The sequence below is a fragment of the Pseudomonas sp. CFBP 13710 genome (assembly GCF_014842235.1).
In the GTDB taxonomy this organism is placed as follows: Bacteria; Pseudomonadota; Gammaproteobacteria; order Pseudomonadales; family Pseudomonadaceae; genus Aquipseudomonas; species Aquipseudomonas baltica.
Genome location: NZ_JACYVJ010000001.1, coordinates 1,018,199 through 1,044,068, shown reverse-complemented (window position 1 = coordinate 1,044,068; position 25,870 = coordinate 1,018,199). Strand labels below are relative to the sequence as shown.

Sequence of the window (25,870 nt, the reverse complement as noted above, 5' to 3'; positions counted from 1 at the left end):
GTTTCAGCAGAGGAAACCACCGTCCACGTTCAGCGCTGTACCCGTGGTGTAGCTGGCAGCCGAGCTGGCCAGGTACAGCACGGCCCCGGCCATTTCCTCCGGCTGGGCGACACGCTTGAGCGGGATCTGCGCCAGGGCCGTCTTGAGGATGGCCTGGTTCTCGACCAGGGCTGATGCGAAGCGGGTGTCGGTCAGCCCCGGCAGCAGGGCATTGCAGCGGATGTCGAAGCCGGCGCACTCCTTGGCGAAGGCCTTGGTCATGTTGACCACCGCAGCCTTGGTCATGGAGTAGACGCCCTGGAAGATACCGGGCGACACGCCATTGATGGACGCCACGTTGATGATGCTGCCACCGCCGTGTTCGCGCATCAATTTGCCGGCCTCCACCGACATGAAGAAATAGCCGCGGATATTGACGTCCACGGTTTTCTGGAAGGCGCCCAGATCGACGTCCAGCACACTGCCGAACTGAGGGTTGGTGGCGGCGTTGTTGACCAGAATGTCCAGGCGTCCGAACGTTGCCCGGACAGCGGCGAACAGCGTCAGAATCTGCTCCGGTTCGCCGATGTGACAGGCCATCGCAGTGGCTCGGTCGCCACCGGCGTTGATGCTGTCGGCGACGCGCTGACAGCCTTCCAGTTTGCGACTGACGACGATGACATGGGCGCCCTGCTGTGCAAGCAAGCGGGCAATGGCTTCGCCTATCCCGCGGCTGGCGCCGGAGACCAGCGCTATCTTGCCGTCGAGGTCGAACATCGTGGTCTTGGGCATATCCGCTCCTGCCGTGGCTTAAGGATCACATGTTCGGGTAGGTAGGCCCGCCCGCGCCCTCGGGTGCCACCCAGACGATGTTCTGGGATGGATCCTTGATGTCGCACGTCTTGCAGTGCACGCAGTTCTGCGCGTTGATCTGGAAGCGCTTGGCGCCGTCCTCCTGGGTGATCACTTCGTACACGCCGGCCGGGCAATAGCGTTGCGCGGGCTCATCGTACAGCGGCAGGTTCTTGCCGATGGGAATGCTCGGGTCCTTGAGCTTGAGATGGCACGGCTGTTCTTCTTCGTGGTTGGTGCCGGAGATGAACACTGAACTGAGCTTGTCGAAGCTCAGTTTGCCATCAGGCCGGGGGTAGTCGATGCGCTTGCTGTCCGCTGCCAGCTTCATGCAGGCGTAGTCAGGTTTGTCGTCGTGCAGGGTGAACGGGATCTTGCCCTTGAACAGGTTCTGATCGACGAAGTTGAAGGCACCACCGACGATGGCTCCCCACTTGTGGATGGCGGCACCGAAGTTGCGGCTGGCGAACAGCTCTTCGTACAGCCAGCTGGCCTTGAAACCGGATACGTAGCCGTCGAGCACGTCACCGCCTTCCGAGCCCTTGAACAGCGCATCGGCCACCGCCTCGGCGGCGAGCATGCCGGACTTCATGGCAGTGTGGCTGCCCTTGATCTTGGAGAAGTTCATGGTGCCCAGGTCGCAGCCGATCAGGGCGCCGCCGGCGAAGACCATCTTGGGCAGCGAGTTGAAGCCGCCCTTGCAGATGGCGCGGGCGCCGTAGCTGACGCGTTTGCCGCCTTCCAGGTACTGCTTGAGAACCGGATGGTGCTTGAGGCGCTGGAACTCGTCGAAAGGCGACAGGAACGGGTTGGCGTAGGACAGGTCGACGATGAGGCCCACCACCACCTGGTTGTTTTCCAGGTGATAGAGGAACGAGCCGCCGGTGTTCTCGGTGCCCATGATGTCCAGCGGCCAACCGGCGGTGTGGACGACCAGGCCAGGCTGATGCTTGGCGGGGTCGATGTCCCAGATTTCCTTCAGGCCAATCCCGTAATGCTGCGCGTCGGCATCGCTGTCGAGTTTGAAACGCTCGATCAGTTGCTTGCCGATGTGGCCGCGGCAGCCTTCGGCGAACAGGGTGTATTTGCCACGCAGTTCCATGCCGGGGGTGTACAGGCCGTCCTTGGGCTTGCCTTCGCGATCCACGCCCAGGTCACCAGTGATGATGCCGCGGACCACGCCGCTCTCGTCGATCAATGCTTCCTGCGCAGCGAACCCCGGATAGATCTCGACGCCCAGGTTTTCCGCCTGCTGAGCCAGCCAGCGGCACAGATTGCCCAGGGAGATAATGTAATTGCCTTCGTTGTGCATGGTTTGGGGCACGAAGGCATTGGGGATCTTGGAACCGCTCTCGGCGTTCTTCAGGATGAAGATATCGTCGCGCGTCACCGGCGTGTTCAGCGGTGCACCCAGGGCTTTCCAGTCCGGGAACAATTCGCTGAGAGCCCGTGGTTCGAAGACTGCACCGGAAAGGATGTGAGCACCGATCTCGGAGCCTTTCTCAACCACGCAGACGCTGATTTCCTGCCCGGCGTCGGCGGCTTTCTGCTTCAGTCGGCACGCAGCGGACAGGCCGGCAGGGCCTGCGCCGACGACGACGACGTCGAATTCCATGTATTCGCGTTCCACGGGGTCTCTCCTACTGAGGGCTCATCAGGCCTTTCTAATGGGTGAAGCTGCCGGAACGGTCATCCGGCGTGTAGCGGTAGTGCGCAACGTTGTGGGGGTGTAACTCCGGCGGGCGGTACCGCTTCTGGACGGCCGCAGGCAAGGATGTGCGTGTGGGCAGTATATCTACACCACTCGGCAGGTCCAATACAAACGTTTGTTTGAATCCGCTGCAGCCCAGTAAAATCAAGGTGGCCAGGGGGCGTGACCGGTGAGTTCCGCGTATTGACCGGTCAGGGCACAGCGGTCAAGATACGGCCAGCTTCATGTTCGGTGCCGGTCCGGCGCGCAGTACCGGTTGCATCGAATCTCGACTCCGATCCAGGTCGCTCGCATGCGCCGGACGCACACACGGTCGAGTTTACACGTCATACTTGTTGAAGGCTGCCCCGTTTTGCTGGTCAAGGTCTTGAAAAATCAGGTTTTTGCCAGCACTACGCAATGCTGCAAACGTTTCAATGGTGCCCTTGCGCCCACGTCATCGTCCGGTCTGCCTGGGCGACATTCTTTTCACCGGAGAGTAACGAGGAATCCATGAAGGTTCTTGTAGCTGTCAAACGAGTGGTCGACTATAACGTCAAGGTTCGCGTCAAGGCGGACAACTCTGGCGTCGACCTTGCCAACGTCAAGATGTCGATGAACCCTTTCTGCGAAATCGCTGTTGAAGAAGCCGTGCGCCTGAAAGAGAAGGGCATCGCCAGCGAGATCGTCGTGGTCACCGTCGGTCCGGCCACCGCGCAGGAGCAATTGCGCACCGCGCTGGCCCTGGGCGCCGACCGGGCAATACTGATCGAGCATGCCGAGGAACTGAACGCACTGGCAGTAGCCAAGCTGCTCAAGGCCGTTGTCGACAAGGAACAGCCACAGTTGGTTATCCTGGGCAAACAGGCGATCGACAGCGACAACAACCAGACTGGCCAGATGCTGGCAGCGCTGAGCGGCTACGCGCAGGGCACCTTCGCCTCCAAGGTCGAAGTGGTTGGCGACAAGCTCAATGTCACGCGTGAAGTCGATGACGGGCTGCAGACCGTTGGCCTGACCCTTCCGGCTATCGTCACCACCGACCTGCGTCTGAACGAGCCGCGCTACGCCTCCCTGCCCAACATCATGAAGGCGAAGAAGAAGCCCCTCGAGTCTTTCACGCCCGAGGCACTCGGCGTATCCGTGACCTCCACCAACAAGACCCTCAAGGTCGAGGCTCCGGCGACTCGCAGTGCCGGGATCAAGGTCAAGTCGGTTGCCGAACTGGTCGAAAAACTGAAAAACGAAGCGAAGGTAATCTAATGACTATCCTGGTTATCGCCGATTATGTAACCGAAGGTCAGGTGAACACGGGTGTGGCACCTTCGACCCTGAACACCGTGGCCGCTGCGCAGAAGATCGGCGGCGAGATTCACGTACTGGTCGCCGGCGTGCAGGTCGCCAGTGTCGCCGAAGCCGCCGCCAAGATCGCCGGCGTGAGCAAGGTGCTGGTGGCGGACAACGCCGCTTATGCCCATCAGTTGCCTGAAAACGTCGCGCCGCTGATCGTCGAGCTGGCCTCGGGTTACAGCCATGTGCTGTCTGCCGCAACCGCCAACGGCAAGAACATTCTTCCACGGGTAGCCGCCCAGCTGGACGTCGACCAGATCTCCGAGATCATTTCGGTCGAGTCGCCGGACACCTTCAAGCGTCCGATCTACGCGGGCAACGCCATTGCCACCGTGCAATCGAGTGCGGCGATCAAGGTCATCACCGTGCGTGCCACCGGTTTTGACGCCGTGGCCGCCGAAGGTGGTTCGGCTGGCGTGGAAGCGGTAGGCGCGGCCCACGATACTGGCAAGTCGAGCTTCGTTGGCGAAGAGCTGGCCAAGTCCGATCGCCCCGAGCTCACCGCTGCCAAGATCGTCGTATCCGGCGGTCGTGGCATGCAGAACGGTGACAACTTCAAACACCTGTACACCCTGGCCGACAAGCTGGGGGCTGCGGTAGGTGCGTCGCGTGCAGCCGTCGACGCCGGTTTCGTGCCCAACGACATGCAGGTCGGGCAGACCGGCAAGATCGTCGCGCCGCAGCTGTACATCGCCGTGGGCATTTCCGGAGCCATCCAGCATCTGGCGGGCATGAAGGATTCCAAGGTGATCGTGGCAATCAACAAGGACGAGGAAGCACCGATCTTCCAGGTCGCTGATTACGGCCTGGTCGCGGACTTGTTCGAAGCGGTCCCCGAGCTCGAGAAGCTGGTCTGACTTAGCGGTTTCGACCGCGGTTGATTCAAGCCTGGTCGCGGTCTGTTGCCCATGGGCAGCAGACCGCGACCAGGCTTTTTTGCATGTGACAAGGTCGCACGAGGTTGAGCATGACTGGAAAAGGCGGTCTACGCCGTTTGGCGCTGTGCGTGGCTGCCGCGCTGCTGCCACTGGCGGCGCAGGGTGCAGGCAAATGTGAGCGGCTGATAGCCAGCGGCAGTCCCGACGCGCCGCCGTATCTGTGGCGGGACCCACAGGATCCCGAGCGTCTGATCGGGGTCAACGCCGAGCTGCTGCAGCAGGTGGCGGCGCAGATCGGCGTCAAGCTCGACATCCTCTACGCAGGCAAGCGTTCGCAGGCGCTGGAAGAAGTGCGCACTGGGCGAATGGACCTGCTGGTGGATGCGCCATTGACCGTGACCGAGCTTGAGTCCCTGGATTACGTGCACCCTGCACTGGTTCCGAACGATTACCTGGTGTGGACACTGCGTTCGGCACCGCTGCAGTATCGCAGCCTTGCCGACCTGCACGGTCACGCCGGGGCGATATCGGCCAAGGCGCGACCCACGCAGGCATTCGTGACCCTGGCCGCCGAGCACCTGAAACTCGCCACCACCGAGAATCTGCAGCAGGCTTTCGACCGGCTGGTGCATGGCCAGGTTGAGTATGTGATCGCCGGACGCTATTCCGGGGCAGCAATGGCTCAGGCACAGGGTGTGGGCGACAAGTTGCAGAGCAGCGAGCTGCCGGTCGACCGACCGGGGTTGTACCTGGCGCTGTCTCACGACTCCGCCTGCAACGATCCCTGGCTGCGCGGACAGCTGGCGAAAAAAATGACAGAATTGACCGCTTCAGGTATCCCGGCCGAGGTGTTCTCGCGCAATGTCGAGCGCTGGAGAGCCCAGCAATCGCCCCCGCCTGCAGCCCCTCAACAGTAGGAATTTTTCGTGAACGTTCAAGCTATGACCGCAGGCTCGCTGCTCTTGCTGCTCGCTGGCTGTGCCAGTGATCCGGCGCCCACGCAGCAATTGCGTCTGGCCGACCAAACCGTCGAACAGGCGCGCGCAGTCGGTGCAACAGAAGAAAACCCGGCGATGCAGCTGGCGGTTGGCAAGCTCGCCCAGGCGCGTGCGCAAATGGCCGATGGCAACTACAAGGGCGCCCGGCTCAACGCCGAACAGGCCGAATTGGATGCGCGCCTGGCCGAGGATCAGTTGTTGACCGCCAAGGGGCAGGAGCAGCTCAAGGCCCTGGACGCTCGTATTCAACGCCTGCGTAAACAATTGGGGGACATGCAGTGAAGCAGTTGACGGCAATGCGCACGGGGCTGCTGCTGGCCGCCGGCTTGATGACAGTGGGTTGCTCCGGCCAGCGCGCCAACAGCGAGGCGGTGCAGCGTGCCGAGACTGCTTTCCAGGCCGTGCGCGATGATTCCAGCGTGCTGCGCAGCGCGCCCAAGGATGTCATCCGTGCAGGCGAGTCGCTGGCCCGCGCCGAGCGGCTTGCCAGCTACTGGGGCACCGGCAGCGACGCCCAGCATTATGCCTATCTGAGCCTGCGCTATAGCGAGATCGCTCGCGAGCGAAGCGAGCAGTTGCTTAACCAGCAGCGCCTGACCAAGGCGCAGATGGACCTGCAGCGCCTGCAATTGGCCTTGCGCGACTCCAAGCTGGAAAGCGTGCAGCAGCAGGGCAAATGGCTCGAAGAGCAGATTCTGGCGCTGGCCAACGTCGAGGCGGACCGCGGCCTGGTCATGACCTTGGGCGATGTATTGTTCGATACCGGTGAGGCTCAGCTCAAGCCCCAGGCCAATCGCACGATCCTCAAGCTCGTGCAGTTCCTGCAGCTCAACCCCAAGCGCGTGGTGCGTATCGAAGGCTATACCGATAACACCGGAGAGAAAGCGTTCAACCTGCAGCTCTCTGCCGACCGTGCGCAGTCGGTGGCCGACACCCTGGTCGACCTGGGTATCGACGAGTCGCGCATTCAAGTGCAGGGCTATGGCGATGCCTACCCGGTGGACGCGAATGCTTCGGAGCAGGGCAGGGCGCAGAATCGGCGGGTCGAGATCGTCTTTTCCAATTCCAAGGGCGAGTTGGCGCTGCCCCGCGGTTGAACGCAAGGTTGCAAGTGGCCCGTGCAGTTGCAGGATCAGCTCTGCTATCCTGCCAGCTGTCCCCGTACAGTTCGTATCTGTAGGGGTCTTCTGGCACATCGAAGGTCCGGCCATGACCAATCTCTTGCTCTACCAGCGTATCGCCCAGCAGCTGGCTGATGACATCCGTCGCGGCGTGTACCAGCCAGGCGAACGCGTGCCTTCGGTGCGCAAGATGAGCGCCCAGCTCAATGTCAGCCATGCCACGGTATTGCAAGCCTATGCCAACCTCGAGGACCAGGGGTTGATCCGCGCGCGGCCACAGTCCGGCTACTACGTGCACCAGACCCCGGCGCTGACCGCGCCTACGCCTGACATTGCCCGGGTAGAGCGTCCGGGATTGGTTACCCGCAGCAGTATCATCCAGCAGGTGCTCGACGAATCCCGTCGAGAGGGCGTATTTCCATTGGGGGCCGCAGTGCCCCATGTCGAATTTCTACCGGTACGCGCGCTGCATCAGCAGTTGGCCAAAGTCACCCGCTTCCAGAGCCCGCGCGCCTTCAGCTACATGTTCAGCCCAGGCTTCGAGCCTTTGCGCCGGCAGGTGGCGATCCGCATGCGTGATGCCGGTGTGGTGGTCGATCCCTCGGAGATCGTGATCACTCATGGCTGCGTCGATGCATTGCAGATGAGCCTGCGCGTGCTCACCCGGCCTGGCGACCTGATCGCGGCCGAGTCACCTACCTATTATGGCCTGTTGCAGCTGGCGGACCTGCTCGGCCTGAAGGTCATCGAGATTCCCAGTGATCCGTCCACCGGTATCAGCCTGGAAGCGTTGCAGCTGGCTGCCAACCAGTGGTCGATCAAAGCGCTGGTCCTGACGCCGCGCTTGAGCAATCCGCTGGGCGGAACCATGCCCGAAGAGCGCATGAAGCAGCTGCTGCGGCTGTCTTCGGATTTCGATATCCAGATCATCGAAGACGATATCTACGGCGAGTTGATGTTCGAGCAGGGCAAGAGCAAGGCGCTCAAGGCATTCGACCGGCTGGGCCATGTCATCTATTGCTCCAGCTTCTCCAAGACGTTGTCGCCCGGCGTGCGCATCGGTTGGATGATTGCCGGCAAATACCAGGCCGAAGTCCAGCGGCTGCAGACGTTCAGTACCCATTCGGCGTGCAGCGTCACGCAGATGGGTGTTGCCAGTTATCTGGAAAACGGCGGTTACGACCGGCACCTGCGTTTCATTCGCCAGGAGTACCGCAAGAACCTGAGTGCTTTCCAGCTGGCGGTACAGCAGCATTTTCCGGAAGGTACGCAGATCACGCGGCCTACCGGAGGGTTCATCCTCTGGGTGAGCCTGCCCGGGCGGGTCAACACCCAGGAGCTGCATGTGCGGGCACTGGAGCAGGGAATCAGCATCGCGCCTGGCCTGATCTTCAGCAACACAGAGCAGTTCAACCACTGTATTCGGCTCAACTGTGGCGTGCCGTGGAACCGCGAGGCGGAGCGCGCACTGGCAACGCTTGGTGTACTGGCGCGGCAACTGTGCCAGGAGTCTGGAGTTTCCTATTGAAACTGTACGAGGGGCTTGTCAGCACGACGCTTAACAGGGAGCATAGAGGCTTCGTCGTAGTTGTCGTGCCCCTATGAACACCAAGCGCCGTCTCGCATTGCTGGTTTTCTGCTTGAATCTGGGCTTCATTGCCGTGCCCGCTGTTCACGCGCAAACGCCGAACAGCCCGTCGGCTGCGACACGCTCGGCAGATGCCGCAAAGTCGACCGCCAAGGCTGATTCCGCGGCGAAGAAGCCTGCCGCGAAAAAGCCTGTGGTTCGCAAGAAAGCTGCGAAGAGCCGTTCGCGCAAGGAAGCGGACGTCATTGCCACGCCGGTGCCCAAGCCCAACCTGGACCTGAGCCTGCCCAAGGACATCGTCAAGGACCTCAAGCCGCCGACCCAGCCAGTCAACGCTGCGGTACACCCTGCACCGCTGGCCGAGCCTGCGCCCAAGCCGATTCTCCCTGCCTTCTTCAGTGACAAGGGCAGCGAGGACTTCCAGCTCAATGGTCGCCTGCTGAACAATGAGATGCAGCTGCAGCGGCGCAGCGATGGTCGTGAAGTCGAGGGCGCCGCGCTGGACTTCAATTTCAAGCAATGAGCCATGTTGGCCAGTTCAGTCGGCCGTTACAGATGGCTCGACCGAATTATCGACGCAGGCATTTTCAAACGCTCGTTGGGTCACTACCATGGGTGCTCTACAACACTCTGTGCCTGTGAGGTCATGACGTCATGAAATGCCGCGAAGGCTGTGGCGCCTGCTGCATCGCTCCCTCCATCAGTTCGCCTATCCCCGGCATGCCTTTGGGCAAGCCAGCCGGGCAGCGCTGCGTGCAGCTGTCTCTGGACAACCTGTGTGCCCTGTTTGGCCTGCCCGAGCGGCCAGCAGTGTGCTCCGCGTTTCATGCCGATCCCGAAGTGTGTGGCGACAGCGACCAGGACGCCGTGCGCATTCTGGGCTGGTGGGAGCAGATGACCGCGTAGACACAGTCTCGATCCTCGACAACAAGGAACAACAACAATGAGAGCGATGCATCGTATAGCGCTGGTTGCCCTGCTGGGCAGCGTTCACCTGTCTGCCCACGCCGAGCAGTGGTCGGTGGCCAAGGACGAGGAGGGAATCAAGGTTTCCCTGAGTGAAGTCGCGGGCTCCAAGTACAAGGCCTATAGGGGCGAAACCACGATCAAGGCCAGCGTGGCCAAGCTGCGTGCCATGCAGGAGGACGTCGCCGGGGCCTGTACCTGGATTCATGAGTGCAAGGCGCAGAAGCTGCTCAAGCATCAAGGCGATCAGACCTGGACCTACACCCAATTCAATACGCCGTGGCCGGTCACCCCGCGCGACTCGGTGCTGCATATCACCACGGTCGATGGCAGTGATGGCAGCGTCACCCGCAATCTGGCCGGGGCGGCCGACTATGTGCCGCAGGAGAAAGGCTTCGTGCGTGTGGCGCAAGTGGAAGGTTTCTGGAAGATGGTGCCCCAGGGTGCCAATCAGACCCAGGTGATCTACCAGGTGCACACCGAGCCGGGCGGCAGCGTGCCCTCCTGGCTGGCCAACAAGTTCGTCGTGGATGCCCCATTCAATACGCTCAAGGCATTGCGCACGAAAGCGGAGCAGTAGCAACGCAAAAGGCCGCCCGGAGGCGGCCTTTCGTTGTGACGCGAAGGCTTAGGTGCGATCGTCCAGAGCGGTCACGTCGCGGCTTTTCTCGCCGGTGTACAGCTGGCGTGGGCGGCCGATCTTGTAGGGGCTCGACAGCATTTCCTTCCAGTGCGAGATCCAGCCCACGGTACGCGCCAAGGCGAAGATGACCGTGAACATGCTGGTTGGAATGCCGATGGCCTTGAGGATGATGCCCGAATAGAAATCGACGTTCGGGTACAGCGAGCGCTCGATGAAGTAGGGGTCGGTCAAGGCGATCTCTTCCAGGCGCATGGCCAGTTCGAGCTGCGGATCGTTCTTGATGCCCAGTTCCTTCAGCACTTCGTCGCAGGTCTGCTTCATCACCGTGGCCCGCGGGTCGCGATTCTTGTAGACGCGGTGACCGAAGCCCATCAGCTTGAACGGATCGTTCTTGTCCTTGGCCTTGGCGATGAAGGTGTCGATGTTGGACACATCGCCAATCTCGTCGAGCATGGTCAGCACGGCTTCGTTGGCGCCGCCGTGGGCAGGCCCCCACAGTGCTGCAATGCCGGCGGCGATGCAGGCGAACGGGTTGGCACCCGACGAGCCTGCCAGGCGCACGGTGGAAGTGGACGCATTCTGTTCGTGGTCGGCGTGCAGAATGAAGATGCGATCCATGGCCTTGGCCAGTACCGGGCTGATCGGTTTGATCTCGCACGGCGTGTTGAACATCATGTGCAGGAAGTTTTCCGCATACGACAGATCGTTGCGCGGGTACATCATGGGCTGGCCCATGGAGTACTTGTAGACCATGGCCGCCAGTGTCGGCATCTTGGCCACCAGGCGTACTGCCGAGATCTCGCGGTGCTGCGGGTTATTGATGTCGAGCGAGTCATGGTAGAACGCGGACAGCGCACCGACCACGCCGCACATGATGGCCATCGGGTGGGCATCGCGGCGGAAGCCGTTGAAGAAAGTCTTCAACTGCTCGTGAACCATGGTGTGGTTCTTGATGTTGCCAACGAACTTGGCTTTCTGCTCGGCCGTAGGCAATTCGCCGTTGAGCAGCAGGTAGCAGGTTTCGAGATAGTCGGATTGTTCGGCAAGTTGCTCGATCGGATAGCCGCGGTGCAGCAGGATTCCGGCGTCGCCGTCGATGTAGGTGATTTTCGACTCGCACGAGGCGGTCGACATGAAGCCTGGGTCGAAAGTGAAGCGGCCCGTGGCAGTCAAGCTCCTGACGTCGATTACATCGGGACCAACGGTGCCGGTTAAAATCGGCAGCTCGACGGGGGCTGCGCCCTCGATGATCAACTGCGCTTTTTTGTCAGCCATGTGGCCTCCTATTAATGCTTGGAATCATCAGACAGACCCCCCACGCAGGGCCCGCACCACTATAGTGAGATAAATTCGAATGTCAATTTGCTTAAAGTAAGGCTCCAGAGCGCTGCGAGCGGGCTTTTTTCGCGAAATTACGCCCCGTTCAAACCTTTTGCCATGCATGCGCAATCCGCCGTCCGGGGCCTGCGGTGCGTTGTCATTAGTATCCTAACTGTCTATACTCGGCAGCCGACCGCCGGGGGCTTTTCCGAGCCATTTCGACGGGGTCGTCACCTCCTGGGTGGTGAGTACCTGACCAGTACACTTCCCTACAACTTGCCCTGCTTGCTAGGGGCTCTTCAGTGTGAAAAAAGCCGTGAATAGCCAACGACCTGTAAACCTAGACCTAAGGACCATCAAACTCCCTGTCACTGCTTACACGTCCATTCTCCATCGTATATCCGGTGTCATCCTGTTCCTGGGCATCGCTCTCATGCTGTACGCATTGGGCAAATCCCTGGGTTCCGAGGAAGGCTTCGGCGAGGTGAAGGCGTATATGACCAGCCCGCTGGCCAAGTTCGTGATCTGGGCCCTGCTGTCCGCCTTGCTGTATCACCTGGTGGCCGGTGTGCGCCACCTGATCATGGACATGGGCATCGGCGAGACGCTGGAAGGCGGCAAGCTGGGCTCTAAAATCGTTCTCATCATCTCGGTGGTGCTGATCGTTCTGGCAGGAGTTTGGGTATGGTAACCAACGTTACGAACCTTTCGCGTTCGGGCCTCTATGACTGGATGGCACAGCGTGTGTCTGCGGTCGTTCTCGCGGCTTATTTTCTTTTTCTGATCGGCTACATCGTTGCCAATCCAGGCATCGAATACACCCAATGGCACTCGCTGTTCAGCAGCAACTGGATGCGCATCTTCAGCCTTCTGGCGCTGGTCGCCCTCGGCGCCCACGCCTGGGTAGGCATGTGGACCATTGCCACCGACTACCTGACGCCGATGGCGTTCGGCAAGTCGGCCACGGCTATACGCTTCCTGTTCCAGGCGGTATGCGGCGTTGCGATGTTCGCGTACTTCGTCTGGGGTGTGCAGATTCTTTGGGGTATCTGATTCATGGCTAACATTAGTACGCTTTCCTTCGACGCCATCATCATTGGTGGTGGTGGTGCCGGCATGCGCGCAGCGCTGCAGCTGGCCCAGGGTGGTCACAAGACCGCCGTCGTCACCAAGGTATTTCCCACTCGCTCGCACACCGTGTCGGCGCAGGGCGGCATCACCTGCGCCATCGCCTCGGCCGACCCGAACGATGACTGGCGCTGGCACATGTACGATACCGTCAAGGGTTCCGACTACATCGGCGACCAGGACGCTATCGAGTACATGTGTTCGGTAGGCCCGGAAGCGGTCTTCGAGCTCGAGCACATGGGGCTGCCGTTCTCGCGTACCGAGCAGGGCCGTATCTACCAGCGTCCGTTCGGTGGCCAGTCCAAGGACTTCGGCAAGGGCGGCCAGGCCGCACGTACCTGCGCCGCTGCCGACCGTACCGGCCATGCGCTGCTGCACACCCTGTACCAGGCCAACTTGAAGGCCGGTACCGTGTTCCTGAACGAGTACTACGCGGTCGATCTGGTGAAGAACCAGGACGGCGCGATCGTTGGCGTCATCGCCATCTGCATTGAAACCGGTGAGACCTCGTACATCCGCGCCAACGCCACCGTACTGGCTACCGGCGGGGCCGGGCGTATCTACTCGTCCACCACCAATGCCCTGATCAACACCGGTGACGGCGTGGGCATGGCCCTGCGTGCCGGTGTGCCGGTGCAGGACATCGAGATGTGGCAGTTCCACCCGACCGGCATCGCCGGCGCAGGTGTACTGGTCACCGAAGGCTGCCGCGGTGAAGGCGGCTACCTGATCAACAAGCATGGCGAGCGTTTCATGGAGCGCTACGCGCCAAACGCCAAGGACCTTGCCGGTCGCGACGTGGTTGCACGCTCGATGGTCAAGGAAATCATCGCCGGCAACGGCTGTGGTCCCGATGGCGATCACGTGATGCTCAAGCTCGATCACCTGGGCGAGGAAGTGCTACACAGCCGTCTGCCAGGCATCATGGAATTGTCCAAGACCTTTGCCCACGTCGATCCGGCCGTTGCGCCGATTCCTGTCGTGCCAACTTGTCATTACATGATGGGGGGTGTCGCTACCAACATCCACGGTCAGGCAATCACCCAGGATGCCAATGGCAACGACGCCATCATCCCGGGCCTGTTCGCCGTGGGCGAAGTGGCTTGCGTGTCGGTCCATGGCGCCAACCGCCTGGGCGGCAACTCGCTGCTCGACCTGGTGGTGTTCGGTCGTGCCGCAGGCCTGCACCTGGAGCAGGCGCTGAGCGAGGGTATCGAATACCGCCGCGCCAGCGACACCGATCTGGAAGTCGCCCTGGCGCGTCTGGACGGCCTCAACGCGCGCACCTCGGGTGAAGATGTCGCCAGCCTGCGCAAAGAACTGCAGAGCTGCATGCAGAACTACTTCGGTGTGTTCCGCACCGGCGAGTACATGCAGAAAGGTATCGATCAGCTGGCCGGCCTGCGCGAGCGCATTGCCAACGTCAAGATCAACGACAAGAGCCAGGGCTTCAACACCGCCCGGATCGAAGCGCTGGAATTGCAGAACCTGCTGGAAGTGGCGGAAGCCACCGCGATTGCCGCCGAGCATCGCAAAGAGTCCCGCGGCGCTCACGCCCGTGAAGACTTCGAAGATCGCGACGACGAAAATTGGCTGTGCCACACCCTGTACTTCCCGGGTGAAAAACGTGTTGCCAAACGCGCCGTGAACTTCTCGCCGAAAACCGTTCCGACCATGGAACCGAAGATCCGGACTTACTGAGGGTGGCCGCCATGTTGCAAGTCAGTGTTTATCGCTACAACCCGGACCAGGACGCTGCGCCGTCCATGCAGGAATTCCAGGTCGACACCGGTGGCAAGGATGTGATGGTGCTGGACGTGCTGGCCTTGATCAAGGAACAGGACGAAGGCTTCTCCTATCGTCGCTCGTGCCGTGAAGGCGTATGCGGTTCCGATGGCATGAACATCAACGGCAAGAACGGCCTGGCGTGCATCACGCCGCTGTCCGCTGTCGTAAAAGGTAACAAGTTGATCGTGCGCCCGCTGCCAGGGTTGCCGGTGATCCGTGACCTGGTCGTGGATATGAGCATCTTCTACAAGCAGTACGAGAAGGTTAAGCCGTTCCTGCAGAACGACACGCCGGCCCCGGCCATCGAGCGTCTGCAGACTCCGGAAGAGCGCGAGAAGCTGGACGGTCTGTACGAGTGCATCCTGTGCGCCTGCTGCTCGACTTCCTGCCCTTCGTTCTGGTGGAACCCCGACAAGTTCCTCGGCCCGGCGGCGCTGCTGCAGGCTTACCGTTTCCTGGCCGACAGCCGTGACACCCGGACCAGCGAGCGCCTGGCGTCGATGGATGATCCGTTCAGCGTATTCCGCTGCCGCGGCATCATGAACTGCGTCAGCGTTTGCCCCAAAGGCCTGAACCCCACCAAAGCCATTGGCCACGTGCGGAACATGCTGTTGTCCAACGGCGTCTGATTCATCTGCTACACCGCAAGCCATCACAGCGCAGGAGTGATCCTGTGCTGTGATGAAAACCCGAGCGTGGCTGCGTAAGGCTTCGCTTTTACTTTCGAAGAAACAAGACCAGCAGGGGCTCCGGGCTGGTACCCGGACTACCAGCGTACAACTGAGGTGGCTTGCACGGTCGCTGTACATGGACCGCGTCAGTACGCCCAAGGTGTGAGCGCCGGTGGTGTCCCCTAACCGAGGGTGACCAAGCATGCAAGAAAGCGTGATGCAGCGCATGTGGAACAGCGCCCACCTATCCGGTGGTAACGCTGCCTATGTGGAAGAGCTCTATGAGCTTTACCTGCACGACCCTAACGCTGTGCCAGAAGAATGGCGCACCTACTTTCAGAAGTTGCCTGCCGAAGGCAGCACTGCCACCGACGTTGCACACTCCACCATCCGCGATCATTTCGTCCTGCTGGCCAAAAACCAGCGCCGTGCCCAACCGGTTTCCGCCGGTAGCGTGAGCAGCGAGCACGAGAAGAAGCAGGTGGAAGTGCTGCGATTGATTCAGGCTTACCGGATGCGCGGCCACCAGGCAGCCCAACTGGACCCGTTGGGGCTGTGGCAACGGCCTGCTCCGGCAGACCTGTCAATCAACCATTACGGCATGACCAATGCCGATCTGGATACGACCTTCCGTGCCGGCGACCTGTTCATCGGCAAAGAGGAGGCGAGCCTACGTGAAATTCTCGAGGCTTTGCAGCAGACATATTGCCGCACCATCGGCTCCGAGTTCACCCACATCACCGATTCCGAGCAGCGCAGCTGGTTCCAGCAGCGCCTGGAAAGCGTGCGCGGTCGCCCCTCGTTCTCGGCCGAGAGCCGCAGCCATGTGCTCGAGCGCGTCACCGCAGCCGAGGGCCTGGAAAAGTACCTGGGCACCAAGTACCCGGGCACCAAGCGCTTCGGTCTGGAAGGCGGCGAGAGCCTGATTCCGATGCTGGACGAGATGATCCAGCGCTCGGGCTCCTATGGCACCAAGGAAGTCGTGATCGGCATGGCCCACCGTGGCCGTCTCAACGTGCTGGTCAACACCTTCGGCAAGAACCCCCGCGACCTGTTCGACGAATTCGAAGGCAAGAAGAAGGTCGAGCTGGGTTCCGGTGACGTCAAGTATCACCAGGGCTTCTCGTCCAACGTGATGACCGCAGGTGGCGAAGTTCACCTGGCCATGGCGTTCAACCCGTCCCACCTGGAAATCGTGTCGCCAGTGGTCGAAGGCTCGGTCCGTGCCCGCCAGGACCGTCGCAACGACGCGGTCGGCGACAAGGTGCTGCCGATCTCGCTGCACGGCGATGCTGCATTCGCCGGCCAGGGCGTGGTCATGGAAACCTTCCAGATGTCGCAGACCCGCGGTTTCAAGACCGGCGGTACCGTGCACATCGTGATCAACAACCAGGTTGGTTTCACCATCAGCAACCCGTACGACGCGCGCTCCACCGAGTACGCGACCGACGTGGCCAAGATGATCCAGGCGCCGATCCTGCACGTGAATGGCGATGACCCGGAAGCCGTGGTGTTCGTCACCCAGCTGGCGATCGACTACCGCATGCAGTTCAAGCGTGACGTGGTCATCGACCTGGTCTGCTACCGCCGTCGCGGTCACAACGAAGCTGACGAGCCTAGCGGCACCCAGCCACTGATGTACCAGCAGATCGCCAAGCAGCGCACCACGCGCGAGTTGTACGCCGAAAGCCTGATCAAGGCCGGCGTGCTCGACGAAGGCAGCGTGCAGAGTCAGATCGACGAATACCGCAACGCACTGGACAACGGTCTGCACGTGGTCAAGAGCCTGGTCAAGGAGCCGAACAAGGAATTGTTCGTCGACTGGCGTCCGTACCTGGGCCATGCCTGGACGGCGCGTCACGACACCAGCTTCGACCTCAAGACCTTGCAGGAACTGTCCGCCAAGCTGCTGGAGATCCCGGAAGGCTTCGTGGTTCAGCGTCAGGTTGCGAAGATCTACGAAGACCGGCAGAAGATGCAGGCCGGTGGCTTGCCGATCAACTGGGGCTATGCCGAGACCATGGCCTACGCCACCTTGGCGTTCGAAGGCCATCCGATCCGCATGACCGGCCAGGACATCGGCCGCGGCACCTTCTCGCACCGGCACGCGGTGCTGCACAACCAGAAGGATGCGGCGACCTATATCCCGTTGCAGAACCTCTACAATGGCCAGCCGCGTTTCGACTTGTACGACTCCTTCCTTTCCGAAGAAGCGGTGCTGGCATTCGAATACGGCTACTCGACCACCTCGCCCAATGCGCTGGTGATCTGGGAGGCCCAGTTCGGCGACTTCGCCAACGGTGCACAGGTGGTGGTCGATCAGTTCATCACCAGTGGCGAGCACAAGTGGGGCCGTCTGTGCGGCCTGACCATGCTGCTGCCGCACGGCTACGAAGGGCAGGGCCCGGAGCATTCTTCCGCGCGTCTGGAGCGCTACCTGCAGTTGTGCGCCGAGCACAACATCCAGGTGTGTGTGCCGACCACCCCGGCGCAGATCTACCATCTGCTGCGTCGCCAGGTGATTCGTCCGCTGCGCAAGCCGCTGATCGTCCTCACGCCCAAGTCGCTGTTGCGTCACAAGCTGGCCGTGTCGACCCTGGAAGACCTGGCCGAAGGCTCGTTCCAGACGGTCATTCCGGAAATCGATACCCTGGACGCCGCGAAGGTGACGCGTCTGGTGCTGTGCAGCGGCAAGGTCTATTACGACCTGCTGGAGAAGCGCCGTTCCGAAGGTCGCGAAGATGTGGCCATCGTGCGCATCGAGCAGCTGTATCCGTTCCCTGAAGACGACCTGATGGAAGCGATTGCTGCCTACACCAATCTGGAACATGTGGCCTGGTGTCAGGAAGAGCCGATGAACCAGGGTGCCTGGTACAGCAGTCAGCATCACTTGCGCCGCAGCATGAGCAATCACAAGAAGACCCTGGTCCTCGAGTATGCCGGCCGTGACGCATCGGCTGCCCCGGCTTGTGGTTACGCTTCGATGCACGCCGAGCAGCAAGCCAAATTGCTGCAAGATGCTTTCACCGTTTAATGCCAACGCGCACCTGAAACCGAATTTAAGGAAATACTGATAATGGCTATCGAGATCAAAGCCCCTACCTTCCCGGAATCGGTCGCCGACGGCACCGTTGCCACCTGGCACAAGCAGCCGGGCGACGCGGTCAAGCGCGATGACCTGATCGTTGACATCGAGACCGACAAGGTCGTTCTGGAGGTGCTGGCCACCGCCGACGGCGTACTCGGCGCGATCGTCAAGAACGAAGGCGACACCGTTCTGTCGGACGAAGTCCTGGGCTCCATCGAGGCAGGCGGCGCCGCCGCTGCACCTGCTGCCGCACCTCAGGCCGCTGCTGCGCCTCAGGCTGCCGCACCACAGGCGGCTTCGGCGCCTGCCGCTGGCGACGATGACGCCATTGGCGGCCCGGCTGCACGCAAGCTGGCCGAAGAAAACGGCATCAACCTGAACAGCGTCAAGGGCACCGGCAAAGACGGTCGCGTCACCAAGGAAGACCTGGTCGCCGCCATCGAAGCCAAGAAGTCTGCACCGGCCGCCAAGCCGGCCGTGCCAGCCGCTGCTGCTGCCATCGTGCAGAGCGTCGGCGACCGTACCGAAAAGCGTGTGCCGATGACCCGTCTGCGCGCCAAGGTTGCCGAGCGTCTGGTGGAAGCCCAGTCGAACATGGCCATGCTGACCACGTTCAACGAAGTCGACATGACCGAAGTCATGGCCTTGCGCTCCAAGTACAAGGACCTCTTCGAGAAGTCGCACAATGGCGTGCGCCTGGGCTTCATGTCGTTCTTCGTCAAGGCAGCCACCGAGGCGCTGAAGCGCTTCCCGGCCGTCAACGCCTCGATCGACGGCTCGGACATCGTCTATCACGGCTACGCCGACGTCGGTGTGGCAGTTTCCAGTGATCGCGGTCTGGTGGTTCCCGTCCTGCGCAATGCCGAGGCCATGAGCCTGGCCGAGATCGAAGGCGGCATCGCCACCTTCGGCAAGAAGGCGCGCGACGGCAAGCTGTCGATGGACGAAATGACCGGGGGTACCTTTACCATCACCAACGGTGGTACCTTCGGTTCGATGATGTCGACCCCGATCGTCAACCCGCCGCAGGCGGCTATCCTGGGCATGCACAACATTCTGCAGCGCCCGATGGCGATCAACGGCCAGGTGGTCATCCGTCCGATGATGTACCTGGCGCTGTCGTATGACCATCGCCTGATCGATGGCAAGGAAGCCGTGACGTTCCTGGTGACCATCAAGAACCTGCTGGAAGATCCAGCGCGTCTGCTGCTGGATATCTGATAAGGCAGCCACAGGTCCCGGGATCCGCCATCGAGCCCACGCAGCTTGATCCGGAACTCGGCATCTGGGCTTCAAGCATGCCGCTAATAGGAATCGTTTTATGACTCAGAAATTCGACGTGGTAGTGATTGGCGCAGGCCCCGGTGGCTACGTCGCTGCCATCAAGGCCGCACAACTGGGCCTCAAGACTGCCTGTATCGAGAAGTATCAAGACGGCGAGGGCAAGCTGGCCCTCGGCGGTACCTGCCTGAACGTGGGTTGCATTCCCTCCAAGGCACTGCTGGACAGCTCGTGGAAATTCCACGAAGCACAGGATGGCTTTGCCATCCACGGTATCAACCACGCTGGCGTGACCATTGACGTACCGGCGATGATTGGTCGCAAGTCCAACATCGTCAAGAACCTGACCGGCGGCGTCGCCGGCCTGTTCAAGTCCAACGGCGTGACCGTGCTGCAAGGCCACGGCAAACTGCTGGCCGGCAAGAAAGTCGAAGTCACCGGCCCCAACGGTGTTGAAATCGTCGAGGCCGACAACGTCATCCTGGCGTCCGGCTCGCGTCCGATCGACATCCCGCCGGCCCCTGTCGACCAGAAGACCATCGTCGACTCCACCGGCGCGCTGGAATTCCAGCAGGTGCCCAAGCGTCTAGGCGTCATCGGCGCCGGTGTGATCGGCCTCGAGCTGGGTTCGGTATGGTCGCGCCTGGGTTCGGAAGTCACCGTACTCGAAGCACTGGACACGTTCCTCATGGCTGCCGACACCGCGGTGTCCAAGGAAGCCCTGAAGACCTTCACCAAGCAGGGCCTGGACATCAAGCTCGGCGCGCGCGTGACCGGTTCCGAAGTGCAGGGTGAAGAAGTCCTGGTCAAGTACACCGACGCCAACGGCGAGCAGACGATCACCTTCGACAAGCTGATCGTCGCCGTGGGCCGTCGCCCGGTCACCACCGACCTGCTGGCTTCGGACAGCGGCGTGGACATTGATGAGCGCGGCTTCATCTATGTCGATGACTACTGCACCACCAGCGTGCCTGGCGTCTATGCCATCGGCGACGTGGTGCGTGGCCTGATGCTGGCGCACAAGGCGTCCGAGGAAGGCATCATGGTCGTCGAGCGCATCAAGGGCCACAAGGCCGTGATGAACTACGACCTGATCCCGTCGGTCATCTACACCCACCCGGAAATCGCATGGGTCGGCAAGACCGAACAGACGCTGAAGGCCGAAGGCGTTGAAGTCAACGTCGGCAGCTTCCCGTTCGCGGCCAGTGGTCGTGCCATGGCGGCCAACGATACCGGCGGTTTCGTCAAGGTCATCGCCGATGCCAAGACCGACCGCGTACTGGGTGTGCATGTGATTGGCCCGAGCGCGGCAGAATTGGTTCAGCAGGGCGCCATCGCCATGGAATTCGGTACCAGTGCCGAAGACCTGGGCATGATGGTCTTCTCGCATCCGACCCTGTCGGAAGCCCTGCACGAAGCGGCCCTGGCAGTGAATGGCGGCGCCATCCACATCGCCAACCGCAAGAAGCGTTAAACAATAAGAAACCACGGTGGCCTGCCCGTCGCATGCCCTGTTCGCAGGGCCTGCCGCGGAATGTCCGCCGGACTCACCTCGCCGGTCAACCGGCGAGTAGCAGTCACAGGTGGCGCGGCACTTCAATCATGAAGCGCAGCGCCGAAAAGCGCAGTACCTAACGAAGACGGTAATAAGCATGAATCTTCACGAGTATCAGGGTAAGCAGCTGTTCGCTGAATACGGCCTGCCAGTATCCAAAGGTTACGCGGTAGACACCCCCGAAGACGCCGCAGAAGCCTGCGACAAGATCGGCGGCAGCGAGTGGGTCGTCAAGGCCCAGGTCCACGCTGGTGGTCGCGGCAAGGCTGGTGGTGTGAAACTGGTTCGCAGCAAGGAAGACGCCAAGGCTTTCGCCCAGCAGTGGCTGGGCAAGCGTCTGGTGACCTACCAGACTGACGCCAACGGTCAGCCCGTCACCAAGATCCTGGTCGAGTCCTGCACCGATATCGCCAAAGAGCTGTATCTGGGCGCCGTAGTGGACCGTTCCAGCCGTCGCATCGTGTTCATGGCTTCCACCGAAGGTGGCGTGGACATCGAGAAGATCGCTCACGACACTCCCGAGAAGATCCTCAAGTCCACCATCGATCCGCTGGTCGGCGCGCAGCCGTTCCAGGGCCGCGAGCTGGCATTCCAGCTGGGTCTGGAAGGCAAGCAGGTTGCTCAGTTCGCCAAGATCTTCGTTGGCCTGGCCAAGCTGTTCCAGGACCACGATCTGGCCCTGCTGGAAGTCAACCCGTTGGTCATCAAGGCCGATGGCGATCTGCATTGCCTCGATGCCAAGATCAACATCGACGCCAACGCCATGTACCGTCAGCCGAAGCTGAAGGGTTTCCACGACCCATCGCAGGATGACCCGCGTGAGGCGCACGCCGCCAAGTTCGAACTGAACTACGTGGCCCTGGAAGGCAACATTGGCTGCATGGTCAACGGTGCTGGCCTGGCCATGGGTACCATGGACATCGTCAACCTGCATGGCGGCAAGCCAGCCAACTTCCTCGACGTAGGCGGTGGTGCCACCAAGGAACGCGTAACCGAAGCGTTCAAGATCATCCTGTCCGACACCAATGTCGCGGCCGTACTGGTCAACATCTTCGGCGGCATCGTTCGTTGCGACATGATTGCCGAAGGCATCATTGGCGCGGTGAAGGAAGTCGGCGTGAAAATCCCGGTAGTTGTGCGCCTGGAAGGCAACAACGCTGAACTGGGCGCTAAAGTACTGGCGGAAAGCGGTCTGAACATCATCGCAGCCACCAGCCTGACCGACGCTGCTCAACAAGTTGTCAAAGCTGCGGAGGGCAAGTAATGAGCGTCCTGATCAATAAAGACACCAAGGTCATCTGCCAGGGCTTCACCGGCTCGCAGGGTACTTTCCACTCCGAACAGGCCATCGCCTACGGCACCAAGATGGTCGGCGGCGTGACCCCAGGCAAGGGTGGTACCACTCACCTGAACCTGCCGGTATTCAACACCGTTCAGGAAGCTGTCGAGAAAACCGGCGCCACCGCTTCGGTCATCTACGTACCCGCTCCGTTCTGCAAGGATTCCATCCTTGAAGCAGCGTTCGGCGGCATCAAGCTGATCGTCTGCATCACCGAAGGCATTCCGACCATCGACATGCTGGAAGCCAAGGTCAAGTGCGACGAGCTGGGTGTCGTCCTGATCGGCCCTAACTGCCCGGGCGTCATCACTCCGGGCGAGTGCAAGATCGGCATCATGCCAGGCCACATCCACTTGCCAGGCAAGGTTGGCATCGTGTCGCGTTCCGGCACCTTGACCTACGAAGCCGTGAAGCAGACCACTGACGCCGGTTTCGGCCAGTCGACCTGCGTCGGCATCGGCGGTGACCCGATTCCAGGGTCGAACTTCATCGACATCCTGAAGTTGTTCCAGGAAGACCCACAGACCGAAGCGATCGTCATGATCGGCGAGATCGGTGGTTCTGCCGAAGAAGAGGCCGCAGCCTACATCAAGGCTCACGTAACCAAGCCGGTTGTTTCGTACATCGCTGGTGTGACTGCTCCTCCGGGCAAGCGCATGGGCCATGCCGGTGCAATCATCTCCGGCGGCAAGGGTACTGCAGACGAGAAGTTCGCTGCCCTGCAGGACGCCGGTGTGAAAACCGTGCGTTCGCTGGCCGACATCGGCAAGGCCCTGGCCGAGCTGACGGGCTGGGCAGTCAAGTAAGCTTCGCTTACCTGTTTGCTGGGTTGTTTGCGTAGTCACAAAAGCCACCTTCGGGTGGCTTTTGTGTTTTTGCCGCAGGCCTAGGTTTGCCGTGCCAGCCACTGCTCGCGCGTCAATTCCCAGACCTCTTCCTGCATGCGGCCGCACACGAAGTCCTGGTCTCGCCGAAGAACCACCTGCATGCCCTCGCGCATGGAGATCCGCCGGGACGCCTCGTTTGCCACTGCCTTGGCGACTCTCAAGACGGGTCTGTCCAAGGTCTGGAACCAGAAACGGGTCACCACCTCGCATGCTTCGCCAACCAGCCCCTGGTTTTGCCAGGGCTTGGCAATCCAGAAACTGCGGTTGTCGTCGCATTCGTCCATCAGGCTGATCACGCCAATAATGGTTTCGGGCGCGTCATGCAGCCGGAGTGTCCAATGCCATTCTTCTGCGTCGGCCATGGCAGGCAACGCATCCTCCCGGATGTAGCGCAGCCCCTCGCCGGCGGGGTAGGGCCACGGCATGTTGGCAGTGATGTAGCGAACCATGTCCCAGTCTGCGATCAACTCCTGGTAGCGCGGCGCGTCGGCCAGGGTGAGCGGCAGCAGCAGCAGTCTGCGGGTACTGAGCGCAGGTATGAATGGATCCGTACAGTCGGTCATCGTATGACACTCATGAAAGCGGAGGACTTTACTGGACTCACCAAGTCCCGCATGTAAGAAGTATCATTAAACGATGTAGGGGCTTTCCTTAATTGATATGACCATTTATATCGATTGACGCAATCGACCACATTGATCTGGTTGCGGGTAGCCACTCTCATGTAATATGTCGACCCGCCATAATGTCGCAGCCCATGAACGAAAGTTCAGGTTGTGGATTCTGGCCGGCTGCCAGCAGTGACCTTGTGCTGCAAGGCATGCCAAGGTCGATGTCACTGAAGTCGCTGAAGACAATATTCAACAAGAAAGTCAGCACGCTAAGGACATGAATGTGAGGCCGATGCAACGAATTTGGCCTTCTATGCCATTTACACGGTTTGCCGACGACTCGTTTCGCGGCCCGCTCTGGGCAGCTTGAAACGTCAGCGTGGTCGGATCGAGCCAATGGCGTTCAATCCTAGGAATTTCTGTATGTTGAAGAAAGCGAACACAGCGCTGCTGGGTCTGGCTCTGTCCATCGGGATGGTGTCGGCACAAGCGGCCGAAGCGAAGAAAGTCGACGTCCTGCTGATCGGCGGTGGCGTCATGAGCGCCACGCTGGGCGTGCTGCTCAACGAGCTCGAGCCAAGCTGGTCGATGGAAATGGTCGAGCGCCTGGACGCCGTTGCCGAAGAAAGCTCCAATGGCTGGAACAACGCCGGTACCGGTCACTCTGCCCTGGCCGAGCTGAACTACACCCCGGAAGACAAGGACGGCAAGGTCCAGATCGCCAAGGCGATCGAGATCAACGAAGCCTTCCAGATTTCCCGTCAGTTCTGGGCGCACCAGGTCACTGCCGGTGTTCTGAAGAACCCACGCACGTTCATCAACTCCACGCCGCACATGAGCTTCGTGTGGGGCGACAACAACATCGAGTTCCTCAAGAAGCGCTACGAAGCGCTGAAGGCCAGCCCGCTGTTTGCCGGCATGCAGTTCTCCCAGGATCACGAGCAGATCAAGAAGTGGGTGCCGTTGATGATGGAGGGCCGCGACCCCAATCAGAAACTGGCCGTCACCTGGAGTCCGCTGGGTACCGACATGAACTTCGGCGAGATCACTCGCCAGTACGTCGGCCACCTGAAGGGTCAGAACGGCTTCGATCTGAAGCTGTCCAGCGAAGTGCAAGACATCAAGCGCAACGCCGACGGTTCGTGGCGCGTGACCTACAAGAACCTGAAAGACGGTACCAAGACCGAAACCGACGCCAAGTTCGTATTCATCGGTGCTGGTGGTGCCGCGCTGCATCTGCTGCAGGATTCGGGCATTCCCGAGGCCAAGGAATACGGCGGTTTCCCGGTAGGTGGGTCGTTCCTGGTGACCGAGAACCCGACCGTGGCCATGCAGCATATGGCCAAGGCCTACGGTATCGCGTCGACTGGCGCGCCGCCCATGTCCGTTCCACACCTGGACACCCGCGTGCTGGACGGCAAGCGCGTGGTCTTGTTTGGCCCATTCGCGACCTTCTCGACCAAGTTCCTGAAGAACGGTTCGTACCTGGACCTGCTGACCAGCACCAACCTGCACAACGTATGGCCGATGACCAAGGTCGGTATCGAACAGTACCCACTGATCGAATACCTGGCAGGTCAGGTCATGCTGTCCGACGACGATCGCTACCAGGCACTGAAGCAGTACTTCCCCAACGCCAAGAAAGAAGACTGGCGTCTGTGGCAGGCCGGCCAGCGCGTGCAGATCATCAAGCGCGACGAAGAGAAGGGCGGCGTGCTGAAACTGGGTACCGAAATCGTGGTGTCCAAGGACAGCAGCATTGCCGGTTTGCTGGGTGCTTCGCCGGGCGCATCGACTGCAGCACCGATCATGATCAACGTGCTGGAAAAAGCGTTCAAGGACAAAGTTGCCACGCCTGAATGGCAAGCCAAGCTGCGTCAGATCGTGCCGAGCTACGGGACTGCACTGAACAACTCGCCAGAGGCTGTGCAGAAAGAGTGGAACTACACCGCCAAGATCCTGCAGTTGGCTGTTGCACCGCCGGTGATCGACCAGGCCGCCGCTGCTGCCAACCCGATCGAAGGTCAGACTGCACCGAAGGCTGAAAGCAATCCAGCGGCCGACATGGCCCTGTAATCCCCAAGCCCTCGGTTTTGGGGGCGGAAGGATTAGCTGTACCGTTTCCGCTGAGTCTTGC

At 60.9% G+C, this 25,870-nt stretch carries 23 protein-coding genes; 19 read left to right on the top strand and 4 right to left on the bottom strand.

What is annotated here, in order from left to right:
* Nucleotides 1-3 precede the first annotated feature (3 nt).
* Together IFT44_RS04535 and IFT44_RS04530 are read right to left on the bottom strand one after the other, a co-directional pair.
* A complete protein-coding gene (locus tag IFT44_RS04535; protein ID WP_192055619.1) occupies nt 4-771 on the bottom strand; it encodes an SDR family oxidoreductase in 768 nt (255 codons plus the stop codon).
* A gap of 25 nt (nt 772-796) precedes the next feature.
* The gene (locus tag IFT44_RS04530; protein WP_192175485.1) at nt 797-2,461 is read right to left on the bottom strand and encodes a 4Fe-4S dicluster domain-containing protein; all 1,665 of its coding nucleotides are present in this window, start codon (nt 2,459-2,461) and stop codon (nt 797-799) included.
* 573 nt (nt 2,462-3,034) lie between these two features.
* Here IFT44_RS04530 and IFT44_RS04525 point away from each other — a divergent pair.
* From IFT44_RS04525 to IFT44_RS04485, 9 genes are all read left to right on the top strand, one after another.
* Nucleotides 3,035-3,784 (top strand): electron transfer flavoprotein subunit beta/FixA family protein, encoded by a 750-nt coding sequence (locus IFT44_RS04525; RefSeq protein ID WP_122477283.1) that lies wholly within the window; start codon nt 3,035-3,037, stop codon nt 3,782-3,784.
* The gene (locus tag IFT44_RS04520; RefSeq protein WP_122477284.1) at nt 3,784-4,728 is read left to right on the top strand and encodes an electron transfer flavoprotein subunit alpha/FixB family protein; all 945 of its coding nucleotides are present in this window, start codon (nt 3,784-3,786) and stop codon (nt 4,726-4,728) included. The genes IFT44_RS04525 and IFT44_RS04520 overlap by 1 nt, the downstream gene beginning before the upstream one ends.
* 110 nt (nt 4,729-4,838) lie before the next feature.
* Nucleotides 4,839-5,666 (top strand): substrate-binding periplasmic protein, encoded by an 828-nt coding sequence (locus tag IFT44_RS04515; protein ID WP_122477286.1) that lies wholly within the window; start codon nt 4,839-4,841, stop codon nt 5,664-5,666.
* Between the two features lie 9 nt (nt 5,667-5,675).
* A complete protein-coding gene (locus IFT44_RS04510; protein ID WP_425311949.1) occupies nt 5,676-6,029 on the top strand; it encodes a DUF4398 domain-containing protein in 354 nt (117 codons plus the stop codon).
* A 14-nt stretch (nt 6,030-6,043) separates the two neighbouring features.
* Nucleotides 6,044-6,844, top strand: coding sequence for an OmpA family protein (locus IFT44_RS04505; protein WP_192175521.1), 801 nt, complete (start codon nt 6,044-6,046; stop codon nt 6,842-6,844).
* Nucleotides 6,845-6,956: 112 nt separating this feature from the next.
* Complete coding sequence (locus tag IFT44_RS04500; RefSeq protein ID WP_122477290.1) at nt 6,957-8,396, top strand: aminotransferase-like domain-containing protein; 1,440 nt, start codon at nt 6,957-6,959, stop codon at nt 8,394-8,396.
* A gap of 73 nt (nt 8,397-8,469) precedes the next feature.
* The gene (locus IFT44_RS04495; protein ID WP_192175484.1) at nt 8,470-8,979 is read left to right on the top strand and encodes a translation initiation factor 2; all 510 of its coding nucleotides are present in this window, start codon (nt 8,470-8,472) and stop codon (nt 8,977-8,979) included.
* Nucleotides 8,980-9,110: 131 nt separating this feature from the next.
* Nucleotides 9,111-9,362 (top strand): YkgJ family cysteine cluster protein, encoded by a 252-nt coding sequence (locus tag IFT44_RS04490; protein WP_122477294.1) that lies wholly within the window; start codon nt 9,111-9,113, stop codon nt 9,360-9,362.
* Between the two features lie 37 nt (nt 9,363-9,399).
* The gene (locus IFT44_RS04485; protein WP_192055611.1) at nt 9,400-10,002 is read left to right on the top strand and encodes an START domain-containing protein; all 603 of its coding nucleotides are present in this window, start codon (nt 9,400-9,402) and stop codon (nt 10,000-10,002) included.
* Nucleotides 10,003-10,050: 48 nt separating this feature from the next.
* Here IFT44_RS04485 and gltA read toward each other — a convergent pair whose 3' ends face one another.
* Nucleotides 10,051-11,340, bottom strand: coding sequence for a citrate synthase (gene gltA / locus IFT44_RS04480; RefSeq protein WP_043190646.1), 1,290 nt, complete (start codon nt 11,338-11,340; stop codon nt 10,051-10,053).
* Between the two features lie 349 nt (nt 11,341-11,689).
* Here gltA and sdhC point away from each other — a divergent pair, with 349 nt between their 5' ends.
* The 9 genes from sdhC to sucD all read left to right on the top strand — a co-directional run bounded on the left by sdhC (nt 11,690) and on the right by sucD (nt 23,041).
* Complete coding sequence (sdhC, locus tag IFT44_RS04475; RefSeq protein WP_185793015.1) at nt 11,690-12,076, top strand: succinate dehydrogenase, cytochrome b556 subunit; 387 nt, start codon at nt 11,690-11,692, stop codon at nt 12,074-12,076.
* On the top strand, nt 12,070-12,438 hold the full coding sequence (gene sdhD / locus IFT44_RS04470; protein WP_043190640.1) for a succinate dehydrogenase, hydrophobic membrane anchor protein: 369 nt from the start codon (nt 12,070-12,072) through the stop codon (nt 12,436-12,438). Before sdhC ends, sdhD begins: the two co-directional genes overlap by 7 nt.
* Nucleotides 12,439-12,441: 3 nt before the next feature.
* Nucleotides 12,442-14,214 carry a succinate dehydrogenase flavoprotein subunit gene (gene sdhA / locus IFT44_RS04465; protein WP_192175483.1) on the top strand — a complete coding sequence of 591 codons (1,773 nt, stop codon included), beginning with the start codon at nt 12,442-12,444 and terminating at the stop codon, nt 14,212-14,214.
* An 11-nt stretch (nt 14,215-14,225) separates the two neighbouring features.
* On the top strand, nt 14,226-14,930 hold the full coding sequence (locus tag IFT44_RS04460; RefSeq protein ID WP_043193659.1) for a succinate dehydrogenase iron-sulfur subunit: 705 nt from the start codon (nt 14,226-14,228) through the stop codon (nt 14,928-14,930).
* Nucleotides 14,931-15,174: 244 nt separating this feature from the next.
* Nucleotides 15,175-18,006: a 2-oxoglutarate dehydrogenase E1 component gene (locus IFT44_RS04455; protein ID WP_122477300.1), complete on the top strand. Its 2,832-nt coding sequence runs from the start codon at nt 15,175-15,177 to the stop codon at nt 18,004-18,006.
* A 42-nt stretch (nt 18,007-18,048) separates the two neighbouring features.
* Nucleotides 18,049-19,281, top strand: coding sequence for a 2-oxoglutarate dehydrogenase complex dihydrolipoyllysine-residue succinyltransferase (gene odhB / locus IFT44_RS04450; RefSeq protein WP_122715782.1), 1,233 nt, complete (start codon nt 18,049-18,051; stop codon nt 19,279-19,281).
* 100 nt (nt 19,282-19,381) lie between these two features.
* Complete coding sequence (lpdA, locus tag IFT44_RS04445; protein WP_122715781.1) at nt 19,382-20,815, top strand: dihydrolipoyl dehydrogenase; 1,434 nt, start codon at nt 19,382-19,384, stop codon at nt 20,813-20,815.
* Nucleotides 20,816-20,993: 178 nt separating this feature from the next.
* Nucleotides 20,994-22,160 carry an ADP-forming succinate--CoA ligase subunit beta gene (gene sucC / locus IFT44_RS04440; protein WP_122477306.1) on the top strand — a complete coding sequence of 389 codons (1,167 nt, stop codon included), beginning with the start codon at nt 20,994-20,996 and terminating at the stop codon, nt 22,158-22,160.
* Nucleotides 22,160-23,041: a succinate--CoA ligase subunit alpha gene (gene sucD / locus IFT44_RS04435; RefSeq protein ID WP_122477308.1), complete on the top strand. Its 882-nt coding sequence runs from the start codon at nt 22,160-22,162 to the stop codon at nt 23,039-23,041. Before sucC ends, sucD begins: the two co-directional genes overlap by 1 nt.
* Before the next feature lie 80 nt (nt 23,042-23,121).
* Here sucD and IFT44_RS04430 read toward each other — a convergent pair whose 3' ends face one another.
* Nucleotides 23,122-23,685 carry a GNAT family N-acetyltransferase gene (locus IFT44_RS04430; RefSeq protein WP_192175482.1) on the bottom strand — a complete coding sequence of 188 codons (564 nt, stop codon included), beginning with the start codon at nt 23,683-23,685 and terminating at the stop codon, nt 23,122-23,124.
* A 471-nt stretch (nt 23,686-24,156) separates the two neighbouring features.
* On the opposite strand from IFT44_RS04430, the gene mqo reads away from it, so the two are divergent.
* Nucleotides 24,157-25,809 (top strand): malate dehydrogenase (quinone), encoded by a 1,653-nt coding sequence (mqo, locus tag IFT44_RS04425; RefSeq protein ID WP_192103251.1) that lies wholly within the window; start codon nt 24,157-24,159, stop codon nt 25,807-25,809.
* The last annotated feature ends 61 nt before the right edge of the window (nt 25,810-25,870 follow it).

What these genes read in the sequence shown, in the direction of transcription:
- IFT44_RS04535 (WP_192055619.1), bottom strand. Translation starts at nt 771, where the DNA reads ATGCCCAAGACCACGATGTTCGACCTCGACGGCAAGATAGCGCTGGTC.
- IFT44_RS04525 (WP_122477283.1), top strand. Translation starts at nt 3,035, where the DNA reads ATGAAGGTTCTTGTAGCTGTCAAACGAGTGGTCGACTATAACGTCAAG.
- IFT44_RS04520 (WP_122477284.1), top strand. Translation starts at nt 3,784, where the DNA reads ATGACTATCCTGGTTATCGCCGATTATGTAACCGAAGGTCAGGTGAAC.
- IFT44_RS04515 (WP_122477286.1), top strand. Translation starts at nt 4,839, where the DNA reads ATGACTGGAAAAGGCGGTCTACGCCGTTTGGCGCTGTGCGTGGCTGCC.
- IFT44_RS04505 (WP_192175521.1), top strand. Translation starts at nt 6,044, where the DNA reads ATGCGCACGGGGCTGCTGCTGGCCGCCGGCTTGATGACAGTGGGTTGC.
- IFT44_RS04500 (WP_122477290.1), top strand. Translation starts at nt 6,957, where the DNA reads ATGACCAATCTCTTGCTCTACCAGCGTATCGCCCAGCAGCTGGCTGAT.
- IFT44_RS04495 (WP_192175484.1), top strand. Translation starts at nt 8,470, where the DNA reads ATGAACACCAAGCGCCGTCTCGCATTGCTGGTTTTCTGCTTGAATCTG.
- IFT44_RS04490 (WP_122477294.1), top strand. Translation starts at nt 9,111, where the DNA reads ATGAAATGCCGCGAAGGCTGTGGCGCCTGCTGCATCGCTCCCTCCATC.
- IFT44_RS04485 (WP_192055611.1), top strand. Translation starts at nt 9,400, where the DNA reads ATGAGAGCGATGCATCGTATAGCGCTGGTTGCCCTGCTGGGCAGCGTT.
- gltA (WP_043190646.1), bottom strand. Translation starts at nt 11,340, where the DNA reads ATGGCTGACAAAAAAGCGCAGTTGATCATCGAGGGCGCAGCCCCCGTC.
- sdhD (WP_043190640.1), top strand. Translation starts at nt 12,070, where the DNA reads ATGGTAACCAACGTTACGAACCTTTCGCGTTCGGGCCTCTATGACTGG.
- sdhA (WP_192175483.1), top strand. Translation starts at nt 12,442, where the DNA reads ATGGCTAACATTAGTACGCTTTCCTTCGACGCCATCATCATTGGTGGT.
- IFT44_RS04460 (WP_043193659.1), top strand. Translation starts at nt 14,226, where the DNA reads ATGTTGCAAGTCAGTGTTTATCGCTACAACCCGGACCAGGACGCTGCG.
- IFT44_RS04455 (WP_122477300.1), top strand. Translation starts at nt 15,175, where the DNA reads ATGCAAGAAAGCGTGATGCAGCGCATGTGGAACAGCGCCCACCTATCC.
- odhB (WP_122715782.1), top strand. Translation starts at nt 18,049, where the DNA reads ATGGCTATCGAGATCAAAGCCCCTACCTTCCCGGAATCGGTCGCCGAC.
- lpdA (WP_122715781.1), top strand. Translation starts at nt 19,382, where the DNA reads ATGACTCAGAAATTCGACGTGGTAGTGATTGGCGCAGGCCCCGGTGGC.
- sucC (WP_122477306.1), top strand. Translation starts at nt 20,994, where the DNA reads ATGAATCTTCACGAGTATCAGGGTAAGCAGCTGTTCGCTGAATACGGC.
- sucD (WP_122477308.1), top strand. Translation starts at nt 22,160, where the DNA reads ATGAGCGTCCTGATCAATAAAGACACCAAGGTCATCTGCCAGGGCTTC.
- IFT44_RS04430 (WP_192175482.1), bottom strand. Translation starts at nt 23,685, where the DNA reads ATGACCGACTGTACGGATCCATTCATACCTGCGCTCAGTACCCGCAGA.
- mqo (WP_192103251.1), top strand. Translation starts at nt 24,157, where the DNA reads ATGTTGAAGAAAGCGAACACAGCGCTGCTGGGTCTGGCTCTGTCCATC.